The organism is Bradyrhizobium sp. (genome assembly GCF_047605465.1).
Taxonomy (GTDB): Bacteria; Pseudomonadota; Alphaproteobacteria; order Rhizobiales; family Xanthobacteraceae; genus Bradyrhizobium.
On the sequence record NZ_JASGFS010000034.1, the window covers coordinates 33,083 to 56,483 of the forward strand.

Consider the following 23,401-nt stretch of genomic DNA (forward strand, 5'->3'; position numbering starts at 1 on the left):
GATCCGGCAGCCCCCTACTTCACCGCGCCGAAGGTGAGCCCGCGCACGAGCTGCTTCTGGCTGAACCAACCGAGGACGAGAATGGGCGCGATTGCCAGCGTCGAGGCCGCCGACAGCTTTGCCCAGAACAGTCCTTCGGGACTCGAATAGGACGCGATGAAGACCGTGAGCGGCGCGGCGTTCGAGGTCGACAGGTTGAGCGTCCAGAACGCCTCGTTCCAGGCGAGGATCAGGTTGAGCAGCAGCGTCGATGCCAGTCCCGGGATCGCCATCGGCGTCAGGACATAGACCAGCTCGCGGCCGATGGTGGCGCCATCCATCCGTGCAGCCTCCAGGATGTCGCGCGGAATCTCCTTGAAATAAGTGAAGAGCATCCAGATCACGATCGGCAAATTGCCGAGGCACAGGATGAAGATGAGGCCCATCCGGGAATCCAGCAGGCCGAAGGTCTTGTAGATCAGGTAGATCGGCACCAGCACGCCGACCGGCGGCATCATCTTGGTCGAGAGCATCCAGAGCAGGATGTCCTTGGTGCGCTTGGTCGGCGAGAATGCCATCGACCAGGCAGCCGGAATCGCAATCAGCAGCGCGATCAAGGTCGAGCCGCCGGCGATGGCGATGGAGTTCAGCGCGTGGTGGAAATAGTCGCTGCGCTCCTGCACGGTCGCGTAGTTCTCGGTGGTCCAGTGGAAGAACAGGAACGACGGTGGAATGGCGAAGGCTTCGAGCTCGGTCTTGAAGCTCGCCAGCACCATCCACAGGATCGGGAAGAAGATCAGGAAGCCGAACAGCCACGCCGCCGCTGTCGATATCACCACCTGCCGCGTCGTCGCCATTCGCGCCATGGCTCAGGTCTCCAGGTTGCGGCCGACAATGCGGACGAGGAAAAAGGCGACGATGTTGGCGATCACGACCGCGACGAGACCGCCCGCGGACGCGCTGCCGACATCGAACTGGATCAATGCCTGCGAGTAGATCAGGAAGGCGATGTTCGTGGTCTGCAGGCCCGGCCCTCCTCCGGTCGTGACGAAGATTTCGGCGAACACGGTCAGCAGGAAGATGGTCTCGATCAGGATCACCACCGTGATCGGGCGCGCCAGATGCGGCAGCGTGATGTAGATGAAGGTCGAAACCGCGCTGGCGCCGTCCATCTCGGCCGCCTCCTTCTGCTCCTCGTCGAGCGACTGAAGCGCGGTCAACAGGATGAGCGTCGCGAACGGCAGCCATTGCCAGGCGACGATCAGGATCACCGAGAACAGCGGCACGTCGTTGAACCAGTCGATCGGCGTCAACCCGACCAGCGAGGCGAGCCACGCAAACAGGCCCGACACCGGGTGCATCAGCAGGTTCTTCCAGACCAGCGCGCTCACCGTCGGCATCACGAAGAACGGCGCGATCACCATCAGCCGCACGAAATTGCGCCCGACGACCGGCTGATCGAGCAGCAATGCCAGGGGAATTCCGAGCAGGATCGTCAGCGCCAGCACCGATCCGACCAGCACGAGCGTGTTCCGGAGCGAGGCGAGGAAAGCGGGATCGGTGAGGAAGTAGCGAAAATTCTCCAGCCCGACGAACTCTTCCGAGCCGGGGTCGAGCAGGCTGTAATGCAGCGTCGAGAAATAGATCGTCAGCGCCAGCGGGACGATCATCCAGATGAACAGCAGCCCGACGGCCGGGGTCAGAAGCGACCGCGCGAGAAACTGCGTCTGCCGGGTTGCCATCCACGCTTCTCCGCTTGCGGGAAGAAGGCGGCCATCCATCCGGGGATGGAGGATGGCCGCAGGTTTGAGCTCAGGAGAGAAAGAGCTCGGGTTTTGCTTTTACTTGATGTAGCCGGCGCGCTTCATCTCGCGCTCGGTCGAGGATTGTGCGGCGGAGAGGGCCGCGTCGACGGTGGTGGAGCCGGCGAGCGCCGCCGAGAACTGCTGGCCGACCTGCGTGCCGATGCCCTGGAATTCGGGGATCGCGGCGTATTGCACGCCGACATACGGCACGGCCTTCACGGTCGGCTTGTTCGGATCGGCGGCGTCGATCGAGGCCAGCGTCAGCTTCGCGAACGGCGCGACCTTCAGATAGTCCGGGTTCTGGTAGAGCGAGGTCCGCGTTCCCGGCGGCACGTTGGCCCAGCCTTCCCGCGACGCCACGAGCTTGGTGTAGTCCTTGCTCGTCGCCCAGGCGATGAACTTCTCGGCCGCTTCCGTCTTCTTCGAACCGGCGGGGATCGCCAGATTCCAGGCCCACAGCCAGTTGGCGTTTTTGCCGAGCCCCGTGTTGGGCGCGAGCGCGAAGCCGACCTTGTCGGCGACCCGGGATTCCCGCGGATTGGTCACGAAGGACGCCGCGACCGTGGCGTCGATCCACATCGCGCACTTGCCGGCGTTGAACAGCGCGAGATTCTCGTTGAAGCCGTTCGAACTCGCGCCGGGAGGTCCGGCTTCCTTCATGAGGTTCACGTAGGTCGTGAGCGTCGTCTTCCATTCCGGCGTGTTGAACTGGGGCTCCCACTTCTCGTCGAACCAGCGCGCACCGTAGGAATTGGCCATTGCCGAGAGGAACGCCATGTTCTCGCCCCAGCCGGCCTTGCCCCGCAGGCAGATGCCGTAGACGCCGGCGCTCTTGTCGGTGAGCTTCTTGGCGGCGTCGATCACGAAGTCCCAGGTCGGCTTTTCCGGCATCTTCAGGCCCGCCTTCTCGAACAGGTCGGTCCGGTACATCACCATCGAGCTCTCGCCGTAGAACGGCGCGGCGTAGAGCTTGCCGTCGACGGACACCGCATCGCGGATCTTCGGCAGCAGGTCGGCCACGTCATAATCGGCGCCGAGATTGGCAAGCGGCACCAGCCAGCCCTTCTTCGCCCAGATCGGCACCTCGTAGGTGCCGATGGTGAGCACGTCGAACTGGCCGCCCTTGGTGGCGATGTCGGTCGTGACGCGCTGGCGCAGCACGTTCTCTTCGAGCGTGACCCATTTCACCGAGATGTCGGGATTCTGCTTGGTGAATTCGCCGGCCAGCCCCTGCATGCGGATCATGTCGCCATTGTTCACGGTGGCGATGGTCAGGGTGGTTTCGGCGATCGCCGGGACGGACAGCAGCAGGCAAGACGCGCCGCAGACGGCGCCCAGAACGTGTTTCACGGTGACCTCCCTCTAAGCTCGCGCTTTTGAGCATATGCCCACGCGTTGAGCGTATGTTCAACCGAGAGGTCAACCTTGTCAAGCAGGCGCACGCGCCTTCCCGCAACTTCTGAGTGCTGCGCTGCGGGAGGGAACGGGGTCGTCATGCATGCGCTGTCACGCGCACGAAGCCTGCAGTTCCCCGTCATCCGGTTCGCCCAAAGCCGATCCACGGCGTGCGAGACCGCGCGCCTTCGCCAACGTTGATGGAGGATTGGCCGCGTGGACCGCCGGCCCTAGCGTTCCAGGATCGCGCGTGCGGTGGTCTCGTCCGTGATCAGGCCGTTGATCAGGCGCCCGTTCAGCGCAGCTGCGATCGCGGGCACCTTCGCCGCACCGATCGCCGCCGCGATCGTGGTGGTCTTCGCCGGGACCTCCGGCGGAATGCTGGTGAGGCGCTTGTTCGTACCGGCCTTCAACAGGCGGCCCCTGCCGTCATAGGCCCAGCCGGTGATCTCGCCGATCGCGCCCAGACGCATCATCTCGAACAGTTCATCCCGGCTGACGAAGCCGTCGACATGGACCTGTGCCTTCTGGTCCATCTGGCCGACGCCGACGAGGCGCAAATCGGCCTTCGCGGCAATCGCCTTCACCTTCGCGATCGGCTCGATCCGCACCATCTTGTTGCGCTCGTCCTCGGACGACATCAGGAACGGCAGCGGCATCGGGTAATGCCGCGCTCCGGTGCGGTCGGCGAGCCGGCCGACGGTGTCGTAGAAGCTCGCCGAACCGTCGGCCGAAATGTTGCCGACCAGCGAAACGATCTGGTGATTGGGCCGGTCGATCGGCGTGACGCGCTCGACCGCGGCACGCACCGCGCGCCCTGTCCCGAGCGCGACGATGACCGGCGTCTCCGAGCGCAGCGTCGCGTCCAGCAGGTTGGCGCAGCGTTCGGCAATCCCCGCAGCCGCCTGAGGCGCCGCCGGATCGGCCGGCACCACCTCGCAATGGGCAAGATCGAAACGCTCCCTCAGGCGCGCCGCCAGCTCCATGCAGGCCGCGATGGGGTGTTCGAGCCGGAACGTGATGAGGCGTTCTGCGAGGCATAGCGACACCAGCCGCTGCGCCGATGCGCGCGACACCTGAAGCATCCTGGCGATCTCGTCCTGGGTATGGCCGGCGATGAAATAGAGCCAGCCGGCGCGCGCCGCGTCGTCGAGCCTTGATTTTTCGTTCTCGGCGGCCATGGCGGCCTCACGCCTCTTTCCAGAAATCGCTCATATGCGCGAAGACCCGATCGGCTCCGGCGTCGGCGAGTATAGCGTGCCCGTCACGCGCCCGATAATGGCTGCCACCGACAAATCCCCAGACGGTCATGCCTGCGGCCTTGGCGGCCGCCACACCGCTAACGCTGTCCTCGATCACCAGCGTGCGCGAAGGTTGCGCGTCCATCTTTCCCGCTGCGTAGAGAAAGAGGTCCGGGGCCGGCTTGCCGTGCTTCACCATCTGCGCCGTATAGAGCCTGCCGTCGAAATATCGCGCGAGACCCGCCACGCTCAACGACAGCGAGACCCGATCGATATCGCTCGAAGAAGCAACGCAGCACGGCCTGTCCAATTCGGAGACCACCGCACCGATCCCTGGAATGGGCTGCAGCAAGCCTGCAAATCGCTCCAGCACACGCGACTTCAGACGCGGGAGGAAGTCGTCGGGCAGGATCCGTCCGCGCTCCCGGTAATACTGCCCGATCGCCGACGTGCTGCGGCCGAGAAAGAGTTCGAGCGCCTGTTCTACCGAGAGTTCGATCCCGGACTCCGCCAGAACCTCGGACAGGCAGCGGCAGCTCAACAACTCGCTATCGACGAGGACTCCGTCGCAATCGAAGATGACGAGATCGGGCTTTGGCCGGCCGTGGTCCATCCGGTCATTCGATCATATACTCAAGTCGTGAGCAATAGCTCACCCCGGCCACGACATTCCGCCGCAGTCGGCCGCATGGCGCAGAGGGCGGAGGAAGCCTTCCTCCCGCGCACCCGCTTCATCCGGGATGCGGGACATCATCTGCGCTGGTTGTAAACGTCGATGCAGACCGCCCCCAGCAGCACGAGACCCTTGATCACCTGCTGATAATCGATGCCGATGCCGAGGATCGACATGCCGTTGTTCATCACGCCCATGATCATGGCGCCGACCACGGCGCCGCCGACGCGCCCGACCCCGCCATAGGCCGAGGCGCCGCCGATGAAGCAGGCGGCGATGACGTCGAGCTCGAAGCCCAGGCCGGCCTTGGGGGTCGCGGTGTTGAGGCGAGCGGCAAAGACGAGGCCGGCCAGGGCCGCGAGCACGCCCATGTTGACGAAGGTGAGGAAAGTCAGCCGCTCGGTCTTGATGCCCGACAGCTTCGCCGCCTTGGCATTGCCGCCCACCGCGTAGATCTGCCGCCCGATCACGGTGCGGCGGGTGACGAAGCCGTAGAGCGCGATCAGGGCGCTCATGATCACCAGCACGTTCGGCAGCCCGCGATAGGTCGCGATCAGATAGGTGAAGTAGAGCACGGCACAAGCCAGCACGACGCTCTTGCCCAGGAAGAATGCGTAAGGCTCGACCTCGATGCCATGCGATTGCTCCCGCGTGCGGCTTTTGGCGCTGGCATAGACCAGCCCGAGCGCCAGCACCGCGCCGATCAGCATCGACGTCGGATGCAGCGTGCCGGCTTCGGGCAGCAGCTCCGGGATGAAGCCGGACGACAGTTTCTGGAAGGTCGGCGGAAACGGCCCGAGCGACTGCCCCTGCAGGACAGCCAGCGCGAGCCCCTTGAACACCAGCATGCCGGCCAGCGTCACGATGAAGGACGGGATCTTGAAGTAGGCCACCCAATAGCCCTGTGCCGCGCCGATGGCGGCGCCGACCGCGAGGCAGGCGATGAAGGCGAGCGTGTAGTCGATCTTGTAGGTCACCATCAGCACGGCGGCCACCGCACCGACGAAACCGGCAACCGATCCGACCGAGAGATCGATATGGCCGGTGACGATCACGAGCAGCATGCCCAGTGCCATGATGACGATGTAGCTGTTCTGGAGCACCAGATTGGTGAGGTTGAGCGGCTGAAGCAGCGTGCCGCCGGTCATGACCTGGAAGAACAGCATGATCGCGATCAGCGACAACAACATGCCGTAGTTGCGCAGATTGTTCTTGATGAAGCTGCCGTGCCGGCGCTCCTCGGGCAGCGAAACCGTCTTGTCGGTCATGGCTGCGATCCTCCCATCTCGGCGGTGCGCGGCGAGCCGCCGGCAAAGTTTCTGTCATTGCGCATGATCGCACGCATGATCTTTTCCTGGGTCGCCTCTGCGCCCGCAAACTCGCCGACAAAGGCGCCGTCGCTCATGACGCAGATACGATCACAGATGCCGAGGAGTTCGGGCATCTCGGACGAGATCACAACGACGCCGCGGCCGGCCTCCGCAAGTTCGTTGATGATACAGTAAATCTCGTATTTGGCACCGACGTCGATCCCGCGTGTCGGCTCGTCCAGGATCAGCACCTTCGGATCGGTCATCAGCCATTTCGACAGCACGACCTTCTGCTGGTTGCCGCCGGAGAGCTGGCCCGTTTCCTGGTAGACGTCGGAACAGCGGATGCGCATGCGGTTGCGATAATCGCTCGCGACCTTCAACTCGGCGATGTCGTCGATCACCCGGCCGGGCGCGACCTGATCGAGGCTCGCCAGCGTGATGTTCTTGCGAACGTCGTCGGCGAGGATCAGCCCGAGCTGCTTGCGGTCCTCGGTGACATAGGCGAGGCCGGCATCGATCGCGACCGCCACGTTCGGCAACACGATCTCCCTGCCCTCGAGGCTGAGGCGCCCGCTGATATTGGTGCCCCAGGAACGGCCGAACAGGCTCATGGCGAATTCGGTGCGGCCGGCGCCCATCAGCCCCGCGATCCCCACGACCTCGCCGCGCTTCACGCTGAAATCGACGTTCTTGATCACCTGCCGCTCGGGATGAACGGGATGATGGACCGACCAGTTCGCCACGGTGAAGACGGCCTCGCCGATCCGGGCGTGGCGCTCCGGAAAGCGATGGGCAAGATCACGGTTCACCATGCTGCGGATGATGCGGTCTTCCTCGACCGGCTCGGCCCGGCAATCGATGCCGTCGACGGTGCGGCCGTCGCGCAGCACCGTGATGTGGTCGGCGACGCGCGCGACCTCGCTCAGCTTGTGCGAGATCAGGATCGAGGCGATGCCCTGCTCCCGGAACGCCGTGAGGCGGTCGAGCAGCGCCGCACTGTCGGCCTCGTTCAGGCTGGCGGTCGGCTCGTCAAGGATCAGCATGCGCACACGCTTCGAGAGCGCCTTCGCGATCTCGACGAGTTGCTGCTTGCCGACACCGAGATCGGTAATGAGCGTATCCGGGGATTCCCTGAGGCCGACCTGCGCCAGCAGGTCCTGCGTCCGCCGGTAGACCTCGTCGCGATCGATGACGCCGAGCCGCGAGGGCGGATGCGACAGGAAGATGTTCTCGGCGATCGACATCAGCGGGATCAGCGCCAGCTCCTGGTGGATGATGATGATGCCGAGCGCCTCGGAATCGTTGATGTCGCGGAAGCGCCTCTCCTCGCCATCGAAGACGATGGTGCCTTCGTAGCTGCCGTGCGGATAGACGCCGCTGAGCACCTTCATCAGGGTGGATTTGCCGGCACCGTTCTCTCCGACGAGGGCGTGGATCTGACCGGCCTCAACCGAGAAATTGACGTCGCGCAGCGCCTGCACACCGGAAAAGCTCTTGCTGACGTTACGCATCTCCAGCATTTCGGCCATCGTCCTCGTTGTGCCAAGACAGCGGTCGTTCCGGGACGCCCGAAGGGCGAACCCGGAACCTCGAGACTCCCATGTGCGCGAGGGCGCACCATGGTTCGACGCTATGCATCGCCCGGAATGACGGGGTCGTCACTCCTACTGAAACTGCGACTTCTTGTAATAGTTGCTGTCGACCAGAAGCTTCTCCCAATTGTCCTTGTAGACCACGACGGGCTTGAGCAGGTAGGACGGCACGGTCTTGACGCCGTTCTCGTAGGTCTTGCTGTCGTTGACGGTGACTTCCTTGCCGGCGAGCGCCGCATCGACCATGTCGGCGGTCACCTTGGCGAGGTCGCGGGTGTCCTTGAAGATGGTCGAGTACTGATCGCCGCGCAGCATCGCCTTGATCGAGGGCACTTCGGCGTCCTGGCCGCTGATGATCGGCATCGGCTGATCCGCGCTGCCGTAGCCGACCCCCTTGAGCGAGGAGATGATGCCGATCGAGAGACCGTCATAGGGCGACAGCACGGCGTTCAGCTTCTTGTTGCCGTAATAGGCACTCAGCAGATTGTCCATGCGGGCCTGCGCGGTGGCGCCGTCCCAGCGCAAGGTGGCGACCTTGTCCATGCCCATCTGCCCGGACACCACGACGAGCTTGCCGCTGTCGATGTAGGGCTTCAGCACGCTCATCGCGCCGTTGTAGAAGAAGTAGGCATTGTTGTCGTCGGGCGAGCCCCCGAACAGCTCGATGTTGAAGGGGCCCTTGCCGTCCTTCAGCCCAAGTCCCTTCTCGATCGACTGCGCCTGCAGCACGCCGACCTGGAAATTGTCGAAGGTCGCGTAGTAATCGACGTTCGGCGTGCCGCGGATGAGGCGATCATAGGCGATCACGATGATGCCCTTGGCCTTGGCCTGCTTGAGCACATCAGAGAGCGTGGTGCCGTCGATCGCGGCGATCACCAGCGCCTTGGCGCCCTTGGTCACCATGTTCTCAACCTGCGAAAGCTGGTTCGGGATATCATCCTCGGCGTATTGCAGGTCGGTGTTGTAGCCGCGGTCCTTCAGCACCTTGACCATGTTGTTGCCGTCGTCGATCCAGCGCGCGGAGGATTTGGTCGGCATGGCGATGCCGATCGTCGCCTTTTCCTGAGCGTCGGCGATCACGGCCGAAGCCATCGTCGCGGCACCGGCCAGCGCCAGCGCGAGGAACGTCGTCTTCAGTCTCAGCATGTTTCACTCCCTTGGGTGCGGTATTTTTTCGTTTCGTTCGAGAACGCTCGTGTGTGCCGTTCCGCGATCTCCTATGCGAGCTTGACGTCTGGCTCCGCGCGGCCGCGCGCGGAAGCTTCAAGCAGGAAGGTGCAGCCGGCCTGCGGATCCGCGGCACGCGCCGCATCATCCATGCCCTGCCAGGCCGAGGTGACGAGGAGCCGTGACAAATCGGAGCCGACGAAAGCCGGACAGCTCGCCTGTCGTGCCGGCACGCGCAGCGAGCGCAGCCGCTCGCCCAGCGGACTGTAGATATCGATGCGGCTCGCGCCCCAGCAAGCATTCCAGATCAGCCCGTCGGCATCGACCACGGAGCCATCGAGGCCGCCGATGCCGGTGTGGCGCAACAGCACTTCCGGCTCGCCGCGCGGCAAGCCGGTCGCGGGGTTGAGCGGGACCGCGTAGAGCACGTTGCGCGGGGTGTCCGCGAAATAGCCGATGGCGCCATCCGGCGAGAAGCAGATCGAATTGGGAATGCTGATGCGGGTGAACAGCGTCGAGATCTTGCCCCGATGCAGCGCATAGATCGCGCCGGCGCCGGGTTCGGCCTTGCGGCCCATGGTCCCGATCCAGAACGTGCCGGACTGATGCACTCGGGCATCGTTGGAACGGTTGCCAGGATTGTCGGCTTCGAGCGGCTGGAACAGCGTCATCGCGCCGTCGGCGAGCCGGCGGATGTAGAGACCATCATCCGCGACGATCAACTGTCGATCGGCATCGATGCGCCCGAGCGCGCTCGCCATCCGGCCGAGCGCGTGGGTGCGGATGCCGCCGCCGCCGAGCTTCGCTTCGAACAGCCGTCCTTCGCGGATGTCGAACCACCAGGCGGTATCGGTCGTCACGTCATAGGTCGGCCCTTCGCCGAGATGGCAATGCTCGGCGGAGAGCACCGAAATCGGCACCTCTTCCATCATGGCCTCCTCGCTGCGAACCGATAGACGGTGTGATGCCGATAGGCTTCGCCGGGATCCAGGCGCGGGCTCGGAAAATCAGGACGGTTCGGCGCGTCCGGCCAGATGTGCGGCTCGAGGCAGATGGCATCCGACTGCCGGTACAGCTTGCCGCCCTTGCCCGAGATCGTGCCGTCGAGATAGTTGCCGGAATAGACCTGAAGGCCGGGTTGATCGGTCAGGAGCTCCATGATCCGCCCCGAGATCGGCGCCTCCAGCCGCGCGGCAAGATGAAGCTTGCCGTCGCCCGCGAGGCAATAGGTGTGATCGTAGCCCTTGCCGTTGCGCAATTGCTGATCGCTCTCGCGGATTCGTTCGCCCACCGGCCGGGCCTCGCGAAAATCGAACGGCGTGCCGGCGATCGCGCGCGGCGGTTCGGATAGCGGAATGGCGGTCGGATCGATGGCCAGGAAATGCGCGGCGGCGACCATCAGGCGATGGTCGAGAATGGACCTACCCGATGTCGCGCCTTCGAGATTGAAGAAGCTGTGGTTGGTCAGATTGACGATGGTCGGACGATCGGTCCGCGCCTCCATGGTGAGCGAGAGTTCGGCCTGGCCGGTGACACGGTAGGTGAGGCGCACATCGAGCCGGCCGGGATAGTTCTCTTCGCCATGCGGGCTGACATAGGAGAGCGTGACGCCGGGCTCCGCACCACCGTGCAGTTCGGCAATGTCCCAGAGCTTGCGGTCGAACCCGTCCAGCCCGCCATGCAGCGCATTCGGGCCGTTGTTGACGGGAAGCTGCACCGTTTCGCCGTCGAGAGAGAACCGTCCCCCGGCGATGCGATTGGCGTAGCGGCCGACCGTGGCCCCGAAGAACTTTCGTTCGGCGAGATAGCCGGCGAACGCATCGTGTCCCAGCACGATATCGTCGCAGCTCCCCTTCGCGTCCGGCGCGATCAAAGCCTGCAGCACCGCGCCATGGGTGATGATACGCGCTTCGAACCCGCCCTCGCCGCAGAGCACGATGCGCTCGACGTCACGGCCATCCGGCAGCGTTCCGAAGAGGTCTTTTTCCAGTCTTCTGGAACCAGCCATGTTCAATCCACAAATGGTTCGACGACGTTGCGCCTGCCGAGCAGGAATGCATCGGCAACGAGACGAAGCGGCGCCAGATCGACGTCGCTGGCACCGGTCGCGGCGAGTTCGACGAAGCGCCGGTACAGTTCGCGATATTCCTCGTCCGGCGCCTCGGCAACGGCCTCGTCGTCGATGGCCATGCGCCTGCCGCCACGCGACAACGTCATCCGGCCCCGGTCGCTTTCGACGACGATGTCCCAGCTCTGCGGGCCGGTCTGACGGAAATCGAACGTCGCAGTCACAGGCAGGCCGTCAATGTCGGAGAGGGTCAGGTCCGCCGCAATCGGCGCCTGACAGTTGGACGGAAAAGCGAGTTCGGCCGAGGTGACGAAGACCGGCTTCGGCAGGATGCGGGTCAGGATCGAGAGCGCGTTGATGCCGGGATCGAACACGCCGAGCCCGCCCGGCTCCCATATCCACGCCTGCCCGGGATGCCAGACGCGGACGTCTTCCTTCCAGTTGATATGCACGGAGACGATGCGGCGCGCGGCGAGCCACGCGCGCGCCGGCTCGACCGCCGATGCGTAGCGTGAATGCCATGTCGCAAACAGCGTCCGCTTCATATCCGCCGCCATCGCGACCAGCGGATCGAGTTCGGCGACACCGGTGCCGGGCGGCTTCTCCAGCATGACGTGCTTGCCGGCAGCGAGCGCTGCGGCCGCCTGCGCGCGCCGCACCTGCGGCGGCGTGCAGAGCGACACCGCATCGATCGGCGGTCCCTTCTCCAGGAGATCCTCGATGGACTCGAAGTGCGGCAATCCCGGCAGCGAGGCGTTGCGGCTCGCAACCGCCGCCAGAGTCGCACCCGGCGTCGCGGCGATCGCGCCGACATGCTGGTCGCGTGCGATCTTGCCGAAACCGACGATGGCGATGCGAAGCTCGGTCACGCCGCCCCTCCCGTCTCAACGGACGCCTCGGCCGTCGCGGTCTCGATCACCGTGCCCTCATGGCGGCGCATGCCGTTGTGGATGACGTAGACCATCGCACCCGAAGCTGCTTCGGCATCGCCGGCCGCGATCGCATCGACGATCTTCTGGTGCCAGAGCAACACGGTGTCGCGGTCAGCCGGTTCGACCGGCGCGCTCAGCAGAAACGACGTGCGCAGGGCCGCCTCGATGACGTGACCGATCGAGCGCATGAACAGATTGCCGGATGCCCGGGCCACGGCGACATGAAGCGCGAGGTCCGCGTCGGCAAAGCCGGCCGAATTGGAAGCTTCGAGCCGCATGTGCTCCATGCTGCGGCGAAGTTCGGCAACGTCTTCTTCCGTCCGCCGCGAAGCCGCGAGCACAGCCGCCCGCGGCTCGACCGCGAGGCGGATTTCGGCGAGATCGTTGAGAAAGCGCTTGTCGATGCCGGCGTCCAGATGCCAGGCGAGCACATCGGCATCGAACATGTTCCAGGCGCCGCGCTCGCGCACGACGGTGCCGACCCGCGCTTTGGTGGTGAGCAGCCCCTTGGCGACCAGCGTCTTCACGCTCTCCCGCAACACAGGACGCGACACGCCGAACGTCGCCGTCAGCTCTGCGTCGCCCGGTAACCGCGCGCCTTCCGCGTGACGGCCGGCGATAATGTCGACGCCGATCGAGCGCGCGACTTCCGCGTGATTGGAATGCGCCCGTTTGGTCGGAATGACCACGATGCGCGACGTCATGAAGCGCCTCTCCCAGAATGCCAGCGAGCGCCATCTCGGTATGATGGCACCTACGCGCCGCCCGTTCGGGCATTTTGAGGTACTATTTCATGGGAGCGGCGGACTTACTAGTCATATTATCTGACTTTTAGTGGCCGCCGCTGAGACCTGCCGGGCGACTGTCCTATGACACGCGCTGCGCGATTTTGTTCCAGCTCCGCAACGCGAAGATGAAGAGATATGGACGCGTGCAGACCGGCCGGAATGTTCGGCCGGTCTGGGATGCGATGGGGCCTAGAGCAGCTTCCGCTGAGAAAGATTCTTCATCAGCGCGCCGATCCCGAAGGTCCACGGCTCGCACTCGTCACTGGTGCGCATGCGGTTGACGAGCTTGCCGAGTTGCGGCGCCGAGATCGTGACGATGTCGTCGCGCTTGTGGGTGAACCCCTGCCCCGGCGCATCGCGATCCTTGACCGGCGCGAACATCGTGCCGAGAAACAGCACGAAGCCATCCGGGTACTGATGCACCTTGCCGATGGTCTGCTCGACGAGATCGGTCGGATCGCGGCTGATCTTGCTGATCGAGGAATGACCGTCGAGCACGAAACCGTCCGCACCCTTCACGTTGAGGCTGATGTCCAGCTTGCGCGCATCGTCGAGCGAGAAGCTGTCGTCGAACAGCCGCAGCAGCGGGCCGATCGAGCACGAGGCGTTGTTGTCCTTGGCTTTCGACAGCAACAGCGCCGAGCGGCCTTCGAAGTCGCGCAGGTTCACGTCGTTGCCAAGCGCGCCGCCGACGATCTTGCCGCGGCTCGAGACGAACAGCACGAGTTCGGGCTCGGGATTATTCCAGGTCGATTTCGGATGAAGGCCGGCATCCATGCCGGTGCCGACCGAGGACAGGGTCGGCGCCTTGGTGAAGACCTCGGCGTCCGGACCGATGCCGACTTCCAGATACTGGCTCCAGGCATTCTGGTCGATCAGCACCCGCTTCAGGTGCATCGCCTGGTCCGAGCCCGGCTTGAGCTTCGACAGATCGTCGCCGATCAGCCGCGTCACTTCCTTCCGGATGGCCTCGGCCGAAGCGGGATTGCCCTTTGCCCGCTCCTCGATCACGCGCTCCAGCATCGAGATGGCGAAGGTAACGCCGGCGGCCTTCAGGGTCTGGAGATCGACCGGCGCGAGCAGCCACGGCTTTTTCGGGTCGCGACGGTCCGGCGGGGTGTTGGCGACGATGGCTTCGAGGTCGCCGATGCACTCGCCCCTGGCGGCCGCCAGCGCCTTGGCCGGATCATTCTCCTCGCAGAGCGCGCTGATGGTCGGAAATGTCGCCGTGACGTCGAAGACGCCATCGCCACGCACCGCAACGACAGCAGGACCGTTCACCTGCGGCAGCCAGACGCGGCCGGCCAGCGTCCCCTTCGTTCCGTCCTCGGGGAGAAGGTCCCGAACAGTCAGTGTCGTCATGGCCGCGCCCTCGCTGTTTTTCGGATCGGCCGCATCCCGGCGGCCGATCACATTGGCGAAGACCAATAAACGTCTGGCAGGGGAAGTCCAGAGCGGCACCGCGCCGCGCGGTTAAGCCCCCGCCCGCGCCTTTCGTGCCGCGATCTGCTGCAGCGCCCACCGCGCGTTCTTGCGCACGTCGGGGTCCAGATCGTCGGCGATGACGGCCAGAAACGCCTCGCCATCGGGATGGGCGATCTCGCCAAGCGCAGCGGCGGCTTCCTTGCGCAGATTGGCCTGATCGTGATTGATGCAATTGCCGATCGGGCGCACAGCGCGCTCGATCTTCATCTTGCCGAGGCTGCGGATCGCCTTCAGACGCACCTGCCAGAAGTCGTCGGCGAGCGAGCCGACGAGTTGCTCGGCGGCGAGCGAGCCGTTGACGTTGAGGCCGAGCGTCTCTGCCGCCATCTCGCGCACCATCCAGTCGGCATCCCTGAGCGCGCGCGTGATCGTCTCGGCCGCGGGCTTCATCTGCGAGAACGCCAGTGCGCTGACGGCCGCGCGGCGGACATGAGCGTCGGGATCGCCGATCAGCGCGGTCAGCGCCGGAATGGATTCTTCCAGCTTGAGGAAGCCGATCACGCCGATCGCCTGCACGCGTACGGCGGCATCGGGATCCTGGAGGGCTTCCAGCGCCGGCTTCAGCGTATCCTTGCGGCGCAGCTCCTTCAGCGCACGCAGCGCGCCCATGCGGACGAAAGCATGAGCGTGCTTGACCAGCGGCAGGATGACGTCCGCACAGGCCGGATCCTTGAACTCGGCCATGCTGTCGGCTGCGGCCGCAGCGACGATGCGCTCCGGATCGACCAGCAGCTTCACCAGTGCGGTCGCGGCTTCCGGACCGTCGAACTCGCCGAGCGCCATCGCGACCTGCTGCCGCACGCCGGCATCGGGATCGGACACCATGTTGGCGAGGTGGCCGACCGCGGCGGGATCGCCGGAATGACCGAGCGCGATGATGGCGACGCGGCGCTCGGCGGGATCGGCGGCCTGGAGCCGCTCGTCGGCGTCTTCGAGGTCGTCATAGGACTCGAACGGGCTCGACATGACTACCTCAGCAGATAGGGAATGTTGACGGTGACCGCGCCGGTCGGACAGTCCGCCTCGCAGGGCATGCAGTACCAGCACTCGTCATAGGCCATGTACGCCTTGTTGGTCATGTCGCTGATGCGGAGCACGTCGAGCGGGCAGACGTCGACGCAGACGGTGCAGCCCTTGTCCGCGATGCATTTGGCGTCGTCGACGACCACCGGAACCGATGTCTGATAGGAAGCGAGAGGCATCGTTGGTCTCCTGTTGCTTGCGTTTGGCGGTGGATCAGGCGGTGGCGCGGATGCGCTGCTTGTCGTAGAGGTCCTTCTCGTCGTCTGCGATCGGCACGACATAGGGCTCGACCGCGCGCTTCTCGCTGGTCATCTTGCCGTTCTGTTTGCTCAGCAGCGTGTGGCAGAACCAGTTCTCGTTGTCCTTCTCCGGAAAATCCGTGCGCCAGTGGTACAGACCCCAGCGGCTCTCCTCGCGGTAGAGCGAGGCGTGCGCGGCCATGTCGGCGCAGTCCATGATCGACTGCACCTCGAGCGCGCGCAGCAGCTCGTGCGAATTGCGCGCGATCATGTGCTCCTGCATGTCCTCGCGAACTTCCGCGAGGCGTCGCATGCCGAGCTCGTATTTGCGGGTGACCTTGGGCGGCTGGAGATAGTCGTTGACGAGACGGCGGGTCTTGTACTCGACCTGGTTCGGCGGGATGCCGTCCTCGCGCCTGGTCGGCGCCATCACGCGGTCACGCTCCCTGGCGACCTCGGCTGCGTCGAATTCGGCGAAATCGTGGCTATCTGCGAACTCCATTGCGTCGATGCCGGCCACCGAGCCGTTCGTGAACGCACCCAGCATGTAGTTGTGCGGCACGCTCGCCATGTCCCCGGCGGCGTAGAGGCCGGGCACGGTCGTGCGCGCATTGTCGTCGACGAACACACCGGAGGCGCTGTGACCGGAGCAGAGTCCGATCTCGGAGATATGCATCTCGATCGACTCGCTGCGATAGTCGACCCCGCGCCCCTGCTGGAACAGCCCGCGCGTGGGACGCTCCACCTTGTGCAGCGTGGACTCGATCTCCGAGATGGTCTCGGGGTGGAGATGCTTGAGCTGGAGGAACACCGGCCCCTTGCCGGACAGAAGCTCGTTGTAGAACTCGAGCATCATCTGGCCGGACCAGTAGTCGCATTCGATGAAGCGCGAGCCCTCGTTGTTCGCCGTGAAGGCGCCGAAGGGACCGGCGACATAGGCGCAGGCCGGGCCGTTGTAGTCCTTGATCAGCGGGTTGATCTGGTAGCATTCGAGGTTCGCCAGCGCCGCGCCCGCATGATAGGCCATGGCATAGCCGTCACCGGAATTCGCCGCATTCTCGTAGGTGCCGAACATGTAGCCGGAGGTCGGCAGACCAAGCCGGCCGGCCGCGCCCATGCACAGGATCACGGCCTTGGCCTTGATGACCAGCATCTCGGCAGTGCGGGTGTTGACGGAGATTGCGCCGGCGATGCGGCCGTCGGCGGATTTGAGGAGCCGCGTCGCCATGTAGCGGTTGGAGATCAGGATGCGGGCGCGGCGCAGTTGGCGGTAGAGCGCCTTCTTCACGGTCTCGCCGTTCGGCATCGGCAGCACATAGGTGCCGATGTGATGCACCTTCTTGACGGCGTAGTCGCCGTTTTCGTTCTTGAGGAAGCGGATGCCGAAGCTATCGAGCTCCTCGATGATCTTGTAGCAGTTCTGTGCGTATTTATAGACCGCCTTCTGGTCGACGATGCCGTCGTTGGCGATGGTGATTTCCTTGGTGTACTGCTCCGGCGTCGCATAGCCCGGGATGACGGCGTTGTTCAAGCCGTCCATGCCCATCGAGATCGCGCCGGAGCGCTTGACGTTGGCCTTTTCGAGCAGGACGACGTTGGCCTTCGGATTCCTGAGTTTCGCCTTCAGCGCCGCCATCGGTCCGGCGGTGCCGCCGCCGATGACCAGCACATCGCAGGAAACCTCCGAAAGTCCGTCGACGATCTGATCTAGTGCCATCGCTTGCTCCTGGTTCGCCGGCAGGTCCGGCGCCTTTGCATCAGACTTGTTGAATTGGCCTTCCGGCGATAGCAATTAGTTGTCGCCGGGACGCGATTTGATCTCAGCGCTCGACGAAGGCCTTCTCGATCACGAAATGGCCGGGCCGGCTGTGATTGCCCTCGACGAAGCCACGCGCGGAAAACATCGCGTGCAGTTCCTCGAGCATCCCAGGGCTGCCGCACAGCATGATGCGATCCGTCTCGATATCGAGGCCGGGCTGTTCGATGTCGTCGAACAGCTGGTTCGAGGCGATCAGGTCCGTGATACGGCCGCGGTTCCTGAAAGGCTCGCGGGTCACGGTCGGGTAGTAGACGAGCTTGTCGCGGATCAGCGGCCCGAAGAATTCGTGGTTGCGCAGGCCATCGACGAGATGTTCGCCGTAAGCGAGCTCGGAGACCTGCCGGCAGCCATGGGCGAGCACGATGGTCTCGTAATTCTCGTAGACGTCGGGATCCTTGATCAGGCTGGCGAAAGGCGCCAGGCCCGTGCCGGTCGAAAGCAGCAGGAGGCGCTTGCCGGGAACAAGGTTGCCGGTGATCAGGGTGCCCGTTGCCTTGCGGCCGACCAGGATGATGTCGCCTTCCCTGATCTTCTGCAGTCGCGACGTCAGCGGGCCGTCCTGTACCTTGATCGAGAAGAACTCGAGCGCCTCCTCGTGATTGGCGCTGGCCATGCTGTAAGCCCGCATCAACGGCCTGCCTTCCACCTCCAGCCCGATCATCGCGAACTGGCCGCTCTGGAAACGAAAGCCGGGATCGCGCGTCGCGGTGAAGCTGAACAGGGACTCGGTCCAGTGCCTGACCGACAAAACCGTTTCCTTCTGAAATGCGCTCATCCGTCGTCTCTCCATGCCTCGATCGCGCACAAGGTTTCGGAGTGACGGCATTCCGGCAACGCGGAACTGGAATTGCCGGTCGATTAGTTTCACATTTGGCCGGCGGGGATCGAAGAGGAGGCACCGCAACCGCGACTGCTTTGGCAATTAGTTGCTATTCGCATTCGCCCGCGATCGCGTAGAAGCAGGCATGACCCTGGTGGCACCGACAGTGGCCAACTACGAAGCAAGCGCCGATCTCGCGACGCTGCAGGTCCGCACCACCCTTGGCGATCAGCTCAACGTACCCGCGGAGCGACTCCGCCTCTCCTGCAAATGCGCCCACTGCACGCGCGCCCGCTTCGACGGCCGCTTTCCCGAGCGGTTTCCGGGGATCGCGATCACGGAGATCGGTGATCTCGGCTACGGGCTGAACATCTCGTTCTCGGATGGCCACAACCGGGGCATCTATCCGAAGCCGTACCTGATGAGCCTGGCGGGACGTTAGGGCGCAAAGTCGCGATCGGCCCAGCAGCAGCAAACCCCGCCGTCATTCCCCGCGAAGGCGGAGAATCCAGTACGCCGCATCGCCTCCGTATCCTCTTGCGGTCTTTGGGAGACGAGATCGCCCGACTACGCCGGCGATGACCGCAGAGTGAGCGGCGCCAACCTGCCACACCCCCGCATCCAACCGCCGTCCGTTCCCCCTCATCTGGCACGGACATTGCTCCTCTTTAGAACGGTTTCAACGTTCCGGAGGCGAATGATGTTGCAGGCGGCAAATACGGGGCGCGGGACGGTTCCCGTAACGATCCGGCCTGCCGGCAGCTCCTCGTTGCTGCTCACCGAGAACCAGCAATGGATCGGAGGCCCACCGCCGCTGATGGACAAGCTCAGTCAGCGCGAGCGGGAACTGGTGCTCAGGCAGGGCCGCCGCAAGGTGCTCAACCGTGGACAGACCCTGTTCAGCCAGGGTGGCAAGCATGACGGCATCTGGCTGATCGAGAGCGGCCGTATCCGCGTGTTCTACACGTCCCCGCTTGGACGCGAGATCACGCTCGCTTACTGGCATGTCGGCAATTTCGTCGGCGGGCCGGAGGTGTTCGAAGGCACCGTGCATCAATGGTCCGGTGTCGCATCCAGCAATTGCAGCGTCGTGCACCTGCCCGGCAAGGAGCTGCGATCGCTTGCCGCGGAGATCCCGAACCTCGCCATCGGATTGATCGAGGGTCTCACCTTCAAGGGCAAGTGCTATTCGGCGTTGGCGCAGATGCTGGGAACGCGATCGATCACGCAGCGCCTCGCGCACCTCCTGCTGCATCTCGTCGAACTCTACGGCGTCGAGGATTCCGACGGCCGGGTGATTGCCGCAGCCTTCACCCATGCCGACATCGCCCACATGGTCGGCGCCACCAGGCAGTGGGTCACCATCAGCCTGAAGCGCATGCAGGAAAAGGGAATCGTGCAGACCAAGCGGTCGCAGATCGTCGTCTGCCGAACCGACGTGCTGGAGGAGATGCGCGGCCACGCATCCGACTGAGAATGTGCGACCACCGCCCATGCACAGGCAAGGGGCTTTATAGTGCAGAACTGCTCAAGGAGTATGCAATCAGCTTTTCCCGGCAACTAATCGACTGCGGCGGTCACTCCGGATTTGCCCTGCCCGCGCCGTCACCCAATCATGGCAACCACAGCACATCCAACCGAATGAGGATGAGAATGGTCCGCCATCTTCCCACGCTCTCGATCGCGATGTCGGTGACGTCGCTTGCGCTCTTCGTTGCGCAGCCGGCCTCGGCGGAAACCGTCACCCTCGGAATCGGAACGCAGGACACCACGACCAACACGGTGACCGCCGGCGTCGTCATCCGTCAGCTTCATCTCCTCGAAAAATACCTGCCGAAAGACGGCAAGTATGCCAACATCAAGTTCGAGCTGGAATGGCAGAACTTCACCTCCGGTCCGCCCGTCACCAATGCGATGATGGCGAACAAGCTACAGATCGGCATGATGGGCGACTATCCGCTGATCGTGAATGGGTTCACCTTCGACAGCAATCCCGAGAGCAAGAGCCGGCTGATCGGCATCGCCGCCTACAGCCTGTCCGGATCCGGCAACGGCATCGTCGTCCACAAGGACTCGCCCTACTACGATCTCGCCGATCTCAAGGGCAAGCTCGTCAGCGTTCCGTTCGGCTCCGCGGCGCACGGAATGGTACTGAAGGCGATGCAGGATCGCGGTTATCCCGCGGATTTCTTCCAGCTCGTCAGCCAGAGCCCGGAGGTCGGCTCGACCAATCTCCAGGAGAAGAAGATCGACGCGCACGCCGACTTCGTTCCCTTCGCCGAGTTGCTTCCGTTCCGCGGCTTCGCGCGCAAGATCTTCGATGGCGTCGAGACCAATCTGCCGACATTCCACGGCATCGTGGTCCGCACCGACTTCGCCGAAAAATATCCGGAAGTCGTGGTCGCCTACATGAAGGCGCTGATCGCCGCCAACCAGTGGCTGCGCGACGACCCCAAGCTCGCCGCCGAGAAAATCCAGGAATGGACCGGCATCAACAAGGAAGTCGTCTACATCTTCCTCGGCCCGAGCGGCAACATGACCACCGATCCCACGGTCAAGCCCGCGTTGATCGACGCGGCCGCGACCGACGTCAAGGTTCTGCAGAATCTCGGCCGCATGAAGGAGTTCGATCCGAAGAAATGGGTCGACGACAGCTACATCCGCAAGGCCTACGCCGAGATGAAGCTCGACTACGACGCGCAGTTGGCCAGCACGAAGAATTACGAGATCTCGGGTGAGGACGCTTTCTGCAAGAAGCCGATCACCGATCCGCGCAAGGCCGGCGAGGTCTGGGTCGACGACGCCGGCATCCTGCCGTTCTCGTCGGCGGCCTGCACGCTCGGTGCCTATGCCGACTTCAAGGCCAAGGGCAAGAAGATCAACGTCGCCTATGTCTTCGACAGCACCCGCGGCATCAAGCTGTTCGCTGACCAGGCCTTCTTCGCGGTCGGCAACGGAGAGGTCGCCCCGTTCCTGTTGAAAAAGGACGCCGAAGCCTATGCGGCCAAGATCAGCGGCAAGGTGCTCGGCTTCGATGACGCGGTGAAGGCGGCCGTCGGCGGAGGCAAGACGTGAGCAGCCCCGCCATCCTCCGACATCCCGAGGACAGCATGCCGGCAATTGCGGAGGCGGGCCCGGTGCCCGCCGTCACCACGCCAGCGGCCCCGCCGTCCTTCGGCACGCTCGCGCTGCGCTGGTATCGACTGAACCGGAGCCGGTTGCGCGCAACTGCGATCGGCATCATTTCGCTGCTCGCGTTCCTGCTGGTCTGGCACCTGCTCACGACCTATCGTGTCGTGTTCTTCGTGCGCTTCACCAACGTGCCCTCGCCGCTCGCGGTCTATGCGAGCTTCACCAAGGCGATCCACGATCCCAAGTTCCTGATGCATGTCGTCCTGAGTTGCCGGCGTATCTTCATCGGCTTCTCGCTGGCCGCGATCGTCGGGGTGCCGCTCGGCCTGATCATGGGCCGCTTCAAGCTGATTCATGAGATCATCTTCCCGGTCGCGGAAGTCCTGCGGCCGATCCCCGCGATCGCCTGGGTGCCCATGGCGATCATGCTGTGGCCGACCAACGAGCAGAGCATCGTCTTCATCACTTTCCTCGGCTCGTTCTTCCCGATCCTGGTCAACACGCTGCATGGCATGTCGCTGGTCGACCCCGTGCTGGTGCGCGCCGCGCAATGCCTCGGCGCGCGGGAACGCTCGATCTTCCGCGATGTGTATTTTCCCGCCTCCCTGCCGCACATCTTCACCGGCCTTACGGTCGGCATGGGCGTGGCCTGGGTGTCGCTGATCGCCGCCGAGATGATCTCGGGTCAGTACGGCATCGGCTACTTCACGTGGGAAGCCTATTCGCTGGTGCAGTATCCGGATATCGCACTCGGCATGATCGCGATCGGCGTGCTCGGTCTCGGATCGAGCCTGCTCATCAGGGGCGCGGGACAATTGGTGATGCCGTGGAGCGCGAAATGAACGAAATATCGGCCGGCCCGCCGAAGGGCCATATCGAGGTCAGGAACTTCTCCCTGAGCTATGAGAGCATCGAGGGTCCGGTCCAGGCCGTCACCGACACGCAGATCCATGTGAAGCCCGGCGAGTTCGTCTCGATCGTCGGTCCCTCCGGCTGCGGAAAATCGACGCTGCTCAATGCGGTCGCAGGCTTCCTCAAGCCGACCACCGGCATCGTCACCGTCGACGGCGAAAGGGTCAGCGGCCCCAGCGCCGAGCGCGGCATGGTGTTCCAGCAATACTCGCTGTTTCCGTGGAAGACGGTGCGAGAGAACGTCGAATTCGGGCTGAAGATGCGCGGCATGCCGCGCTCCCAGCGCGAACGCGCCGCACGGACGTTGCTGGGGCTTGCCGGGCTGGAAGCCTTCGAAAAGCATTATCCGGAGAAGCTCTCGGGCGGCATGAAGCAGCGTGTCGGCATCGTCCGTGCGCTCGCCACCGGACCGAAGGTGCTGCTGCTGGACGAGCCCTTCGGCGCGCTCGACGCGCAGACCCGTGTCATCATGCAGCAGATCCTCACCAACATGTGGCAACGGCTGAAGATCTCGGTCCTGTTCGTCACCCACGACATCGACGAGGCGATCTTCCTGTCCGACCGCGTCTACTGCATGACGGCGCGTCCGGGCTCGATCAAGGCGGAAATCCCGATTCCGCTGGAGCGGCCGCGGCAGCAGTCGATGATGATGTCCTCGGAATTCCTGGCGCTGCGCCGCGGACTGATGTCGCTGATCCGCGAGGAAAGCCTGAAGGCGATGGGCGGCGAGATCAACGACATGGGCATGCAGGGACTGAACATCGACCTGCACGGCCATTCGCTGGCGGATGTGATTTGATCTGACCGCGCCCTGCTTTTGGGCCCGATCTTCTCTTTCTGCGGCAAAGGGTGGCACAGGCGGCCCTTGGCTGCCGTTCCTGAGAACGCCGACGCTTCGCATCGGCTACGGCGCCGGATGAGGCGTCCTTGTCAGCGCTGACTTATCAAGAGAGTCACACGCGGATAGACACCCCTCACCCGTCTCGCCGCTCACGCGGCGAGACACTTTCTTCCACAG

The 23,401-nt window shown here is 64.1% G+C and carries 22 protein-coding genes; 5 read left to right on the forward strand and 17 right to left on the reverse strand.

All coding sequences use genetic code 11. The annotated features are described in order from the left end of the window. Positions 1 to 14: 14 nt before the first annotated feature. The 17 genes from QM712_RS22805 to QM712_RS22885 all read right to left on the reverse strand — a co-directional run bounded on the left by QM712_RS22805 (position 15) and on the right by QM712_RS22885 (position 18,294). The gene (locus QM712_RS22805; protein WP_415025394.1) at positions 15 to 845 is read right to left on the reverse strand and encodes a carbohydrate ABC transporter permease; all 831 of its coding nucleotides are present in this window, start codon (positions 843 to 845) and stop codon (positions 15 to 17) included. A 3-nt stretch (positions 846 to 848) separates the two neighbouring features. Next, on the reverse strand, positions 849 to 1,721 hold the full coding sequence (locus QM712_RS22810) for a carbohydrate ABC transporter permease (RefSeq protein WP_415025395.1): 873 nt from the start codon (positions 1,719 to 1,721) through the stop codon (positions 849 to 851). Between the two features lie 99 nt (positions 1,722 to 1,820). Further along, positions 1,821 to 3,134 (reverse strand): ABC transporter substrate-binding protein, encoded by a 1,314-nt coding sequence (locus QM712_RS22815; protein ID WP_415025396.1) that lies wholly within the window; start codon positions 3,132 to 3,134, stop codon positions 1,821 to 1,823. A gap of 275 nt (positions 3,135 to 3,409) precedes the next feature. After that, positions 3,410 to 4,360: a sugar-binding transcriptional regulator gene (locus tag QM712_RS22820; protein WP_415025397.1), complete on the reverse strand. Its 951-nt coding sequence runs from the start codon at positions 4,358 to 4,360 to the stop codon at positions 3,410 to 3,412. A 7-nt stretch (positions 4,361 to 4,367) separates the two neighbouring features. After that, positions 4,368 to 5,033 (reverse strand): HAD family hydrolase, encoded by a 666-nt coding sequence (locus QM712_RS22825; RefSeq protein WP_415025398.1) that lies wholly within the window; start codon positions 5,031 to 5,033, stop codon positions 4,368 to 4,370. A gap of 137 nt (positions 5,034 to 5,170) precedes the next feature. Then, positions 5,171 to 6,361 carry a multiple monosaccharide ABC transporter permease gene (mmsB, locus tag QM712_RS22830; protein WP_415025399.1) on the reverse strand — a complete coding sequence of 397 codons (1,191 nt, stop codon included), beginning with the start codon at positions 6,359 to 6,361 and terminating at the stop codon, positions 5,171 to 5,173. Further along, positions 6,358 to 7,935: a multiple monosaccharide ABC transporter ATP-binding protein gene (gene mmsA / locus QM712_RS22835; RefSeq protein WP_415025400.1), complete on the reverse strand. Its 1,578-nt coding sequence runs from the start codon at positions 7,933 to 7,935 to the stop codon at positions 6,358 to 6,360. Before mmsA ends, mmsB begins: the two co-directional genes overlap by 4 nt. A 135-nt stretch (positions 7,936 to 8,070) precedes the next feature. Then, on the reverse strand, positions 8,071 to 9,144 hold the full coding sequence (chvE, locus tag QM712_RS22840; protein ID WP_415025401.1) for a multiple monosaccharide ABC transporter substrate-binding protein: 1,074 nt from the start codon (positions 9,142 to 9,144) through the stop codon (positions 8,071 to 8,073). A gap of 71 nt (positions 9,145 to 9,215) precedes the next feature. Next, the gene (locus tag QM712_RS22845) at positions 9,216 to 10,094 is read right to left on the reverse strand and encodes an SMP-30/gluconolactonase/LRE family protein (protein WP_415025402.1); all 879 of its coding nucleotides are present in this window, start codon (positions 10,092 to 10,094) and stop codon (positions 9,216 to 9,218) included. After that, complete coding sequence (locus tag QM712_RS22850) at positions 10,094 to 11,173, reverse strand: aldose epimerase family protein (RefSeq protein ID WP_415025403.1); 1,080 nt, start codon at positions 11,171 to 11,173, stop codon at positions 10,094 to 10,096. The genes QM712_RS22845 and QM712_RS22850 overlap by 1 nt, the downstream gene beginning before the upstream one ends. Positions 11,174 to 11,175: 2 nt before the next feature. Continuing rightward, a complete protein-coding gene (locus QM712_RS22855) occupies positions 11,176 to 12,102 on the reverse strand; it encodes a Gfo/Idh/MocA family protein (RefSeq protein ID WP_415025404.1) in 927 nt (308 codons plus the stop codon). Then, the gene (locus QM712_RS22860) at positions 12,099 to 12,869 is read right to left on the reverse strand and encodes a FadR/GntR family transcriptional regulator (RefSeq protein ID WP_415025405.1); all 771 of its coding nucleotides are present in this window, start codon (positions 12,867 to 12,869) and stop codon (positions 12,099 to 12,101) included. The genes QM712_RS22855 and QM712_RS22860 overlap by 4 nt, the downstream gene beginning before the upstream one ends. A gap of 273 nt (positions 12,870 to 13,142) precedes the next feature. Beyond that, the gene (locus QM712_RS22865; RefSeq protein ID WP_415025406.1) at positions 13,143 to 14,315 is read right to left on the reverse strand and encodes a fumarylacetoacetate hydrolase family protein; all 1,173 of its coding nucleotides are present in this window, start codon (positions 14,313 to 14,315) and stop codon (positions 13,143 to 13,145) included. Positions 14,316 to 14,426: 111 nt separating this feature from the next. Next, positions 14,427 to 15,404 (reverse strand): HEAT repeat domain-containing protein, encoded by a 978-nt coding sequence (locus QM712_RS22870; protein ID WP_415025407.1) that lies wholly within the window; start codon positions 15,402 to 15,404, stop codon positions 14,427 to 14,429. A gap of 2 nt (positions 15,405 to 15,406) precedes the next feature. After that, on the reverse strand, positions 15,407 to 15,640 hold the full coding sequence (locus tag QM712_RS22875; protein WP_007593252.1) for a ferredoxin family protein: 234 nt from the start codon (positions 15,638 to 15,640) through the stop codon (positions 15,407 to 15,409). A 34-nt stretch (positions 15,641 to 15,674) separates the two neighbouring features. Continuing rightward, positions 15,675 to 17,417 (reverse strand): fumarate reductase/succinate dehydrogenase flavoprotein subunit, encoded by a 1,743-nt coding sequence (locus QM712_RS22880; protein ID WP_415025408.1) that lies wholly within the window; start codon positions 17,415 to 17,417, stop codon positions 15,675 to 15,677. 103 nt (positions 17,418 to 17,520) lie between these two features. After that, complete coding sequence (locus tag QM712_RS22885; protein WP_415025409.1) at positions 17,521 to 18,294, reverse strand: ferredoxin--NADP reductase; 774 nt, start codon at positions 18,292 to 18,294, stop codon at positions 17,521 to 17,523. Positions 18,295 to 18,484: 190 nt separating this feature from the next. Here QM712_RS22885 and QM712_RS22890 point away from each other — a divergent pair, with 190 nt between their 5' ends. The 5 genes from QM712_RS22890 to QM712_RS22910 all read left to right on the forward strand — a co-directional run bounded on the left by QM712_RS22890 (position 18,485) and on the right by QM712_RS22910 (position 23,182). Next, positions 18,485 to 18,781, forward strand: a complete 297-nt coding sequence (locus tag QM712_RS22890; RefSeq protein ID WP_415025410.1) for a gamma-butyrobetaine hydroxylase-like domain-containing protein — start codon at positions 18,485 to 18,487, stop codon at positions 18,779 to 18,781. A 255-nt stretch (positions 18,782 to 19,036) separates the two neighbouring features. Next, positions 19,037 to 19,813 carry a Crp/Fnr family transcriptional regulator gene (locus QM712_RS22895; protein ID WP_415025411.1) on the forward strand — a complete coding sequence of 259 codons (777 nt, stop codon included), beginning with the start codon at positions 19,037 to 19,039 and terminating at the stop codon, positions 19,811 to 19,813. A gap of 179 nt (positions 19,814 to 19,992) precedes the next feature. Further along, a complete protein-coding gene (locus QM712_RS22900; protein ID WP_415025412.1) occupies positions 19,993 to 21,414 on the forward strand; it encodes an ABC transporter substrate-binding protein in 1,422 nt (473 codons plus the stop codon). Then, complete coding sequence (locus tag QM712_RS22905; RefSeq protein WP_415025413.1) at positions 21,411 to 22,313, forward strand: ABC transporter permease; 903 nt, start codon at positions 21,411 to 21,413, stop codon at positions 22,311 to 22,313. Before QM712_RS22900 ends, QM712_RS22905 begins: the two co-directional genes overlap by 4 nt. Beyond that, positions 22,310 to 23,182, forward strand: coding sequence for an ABC transporter ATP-binding protein (locus QM712_RS22910; protein ID WP_415025414.1), 873 nt, complete (start codon positions 22,310 to 22,312; stop codon positions 23,180 to 23,182). Before QM712_RS22905 ends, QM712_RS22910 begins: the two co-directional genes overlap by 4 nt. Positions 23,183 to 23,401 lie beyond the last annotated feature (219 nt).

Bases quoted from the DNA above. Each gene is read 5' to 3' on its own strand.
- QM712_RS22805 (WP_415025394.1), bottom strand. From the start codon at position 845: ATGGCGCGAATGGCGACGACGCGGCAGGTGGTGATATCGACAGCGGCG.
- QM712_RS22810 (WP_415025395.1), bottom strand. From the start codon at position 1,721: ATGGCAACCCGGCAGACGCAGTTTCTCGCGCGGTCGCTTCTGACCCCG.
- QM712_RS22820 (WP_415025397.1), bottom strand. From the start codon at position 4,360: ATGGCCGCCGAGAACGAAAAATCAAGGCTCGACGACGCGGCGCGCGCC.
- QM712_RS22825 (WP_415025398.1), bottom strand. From the start codon at position 5,033: ATGGACCACGGCCGGCCAAAGCCCGATCTCGTCATCTTCGATTGCGAC.
- mmsB (WP_415025399.1), bottom strand. From the start codon at position 6,361: ATGACCGACAAGACGGTTTCGCTGCCCGAGGAGCGCCGGCACGGCAGC.
- mmsA (WP_415025400.1), bottom strand. From the start codon at position 7,935: ATGGCCGAAATGCTGGAGATGCGTAACGTCAGCAAGAGCTTTTCCGGT.
- chvE (WP_415025401.1), bottom strand. From the start codon at position 9,144: ATGCTGAGACTGAAGACGACGTTCCTCGCGCTGGCGCTGGCCGGTGCC.
- QM712_RS22845 (WP_415025402.1), bottom strand. From the start codon at position 10,094: ATGGAAGAGGTGCCGATTTCGGTGCTCTCCGCCGAGCATTGCCATCTC.
- QM712_RS22850 (WP_415025403.1), bottom strand. From the start codon at position 11,173: ATGGCTGGTTCCAGAAGACTGGAAAAAGACCTCTTCGGAACGCTGCCG.
- QM712_RS22860 (WP_415025405.1), bottom strand. From the start codon at position 12,869: ATGACGTCGCGCATCGTGGTCATTCCGACCAAACGGGCGCATTCCAAT.
- QM712_RS22865 (WP_415025406.1), bottom strand. From the start codon at position 14,315: ATGACGACACTGACTGTTCGGGACCTTCTCCCCGAGGACGGAACGAAG.
- QM712_RS22870 (WP_415025407.1), bottom strand. From the start codon at position 15,404: ATGTCGAGCCCGTTCGAGTCCTATGACGACCTCGAAGACGCCGACGAG.
- QM712_RS22875 (WP_007593252.1), bottom strand. From the start codon at position 15,640: ATGCCTCTCGCTTCCTATCAGACATCGGTTCCGGTGGTCGTCGACGAC.
- QM712_RS22880 (WP_415025408.1), bottom strand. From the start codon at position 17,417: ATGGCACTAGATCAGATCGTCGACGGACTTTCGGAGGTTTCCTGCGAT.
- QM712_RS22885 (WP_415025409.1), bottom strand. From the start codon at position 18,294: ATGAGCGCATTTCAGAAGGAAACGGTTTTGTCGGTCAGGCACTGGACC.
- QM712_RS22890 (WP_415025410.1), top strand. From the start codon at position 18,485: ATGACCCTGGTGGCACCGACAGTGGCCAACTACGAAGCAAGCGCCGAT.
- QM712_RS22895 (WP_415025411.1), top strand. From the start codon at position 19,037: ATGATGTTGCAGGCGGCAAATACGGGGCGCGGGACGGTTCCCGTAACG.
- QM712_RS22900 (WP_415025412.1), top strand. From the start codon at position 19,993: ATGGTCCGCCATCTTCCCACGCTCTCGATCGCGATGTCGGTGACGTCG.
- QM712_RS22910 (WP_415025414.1), top strand. From the start codon at position 22,310: ATGAACGAAATATCGGCCGGCCCGCCGAAGGGCCATATCGAGGTCAGG.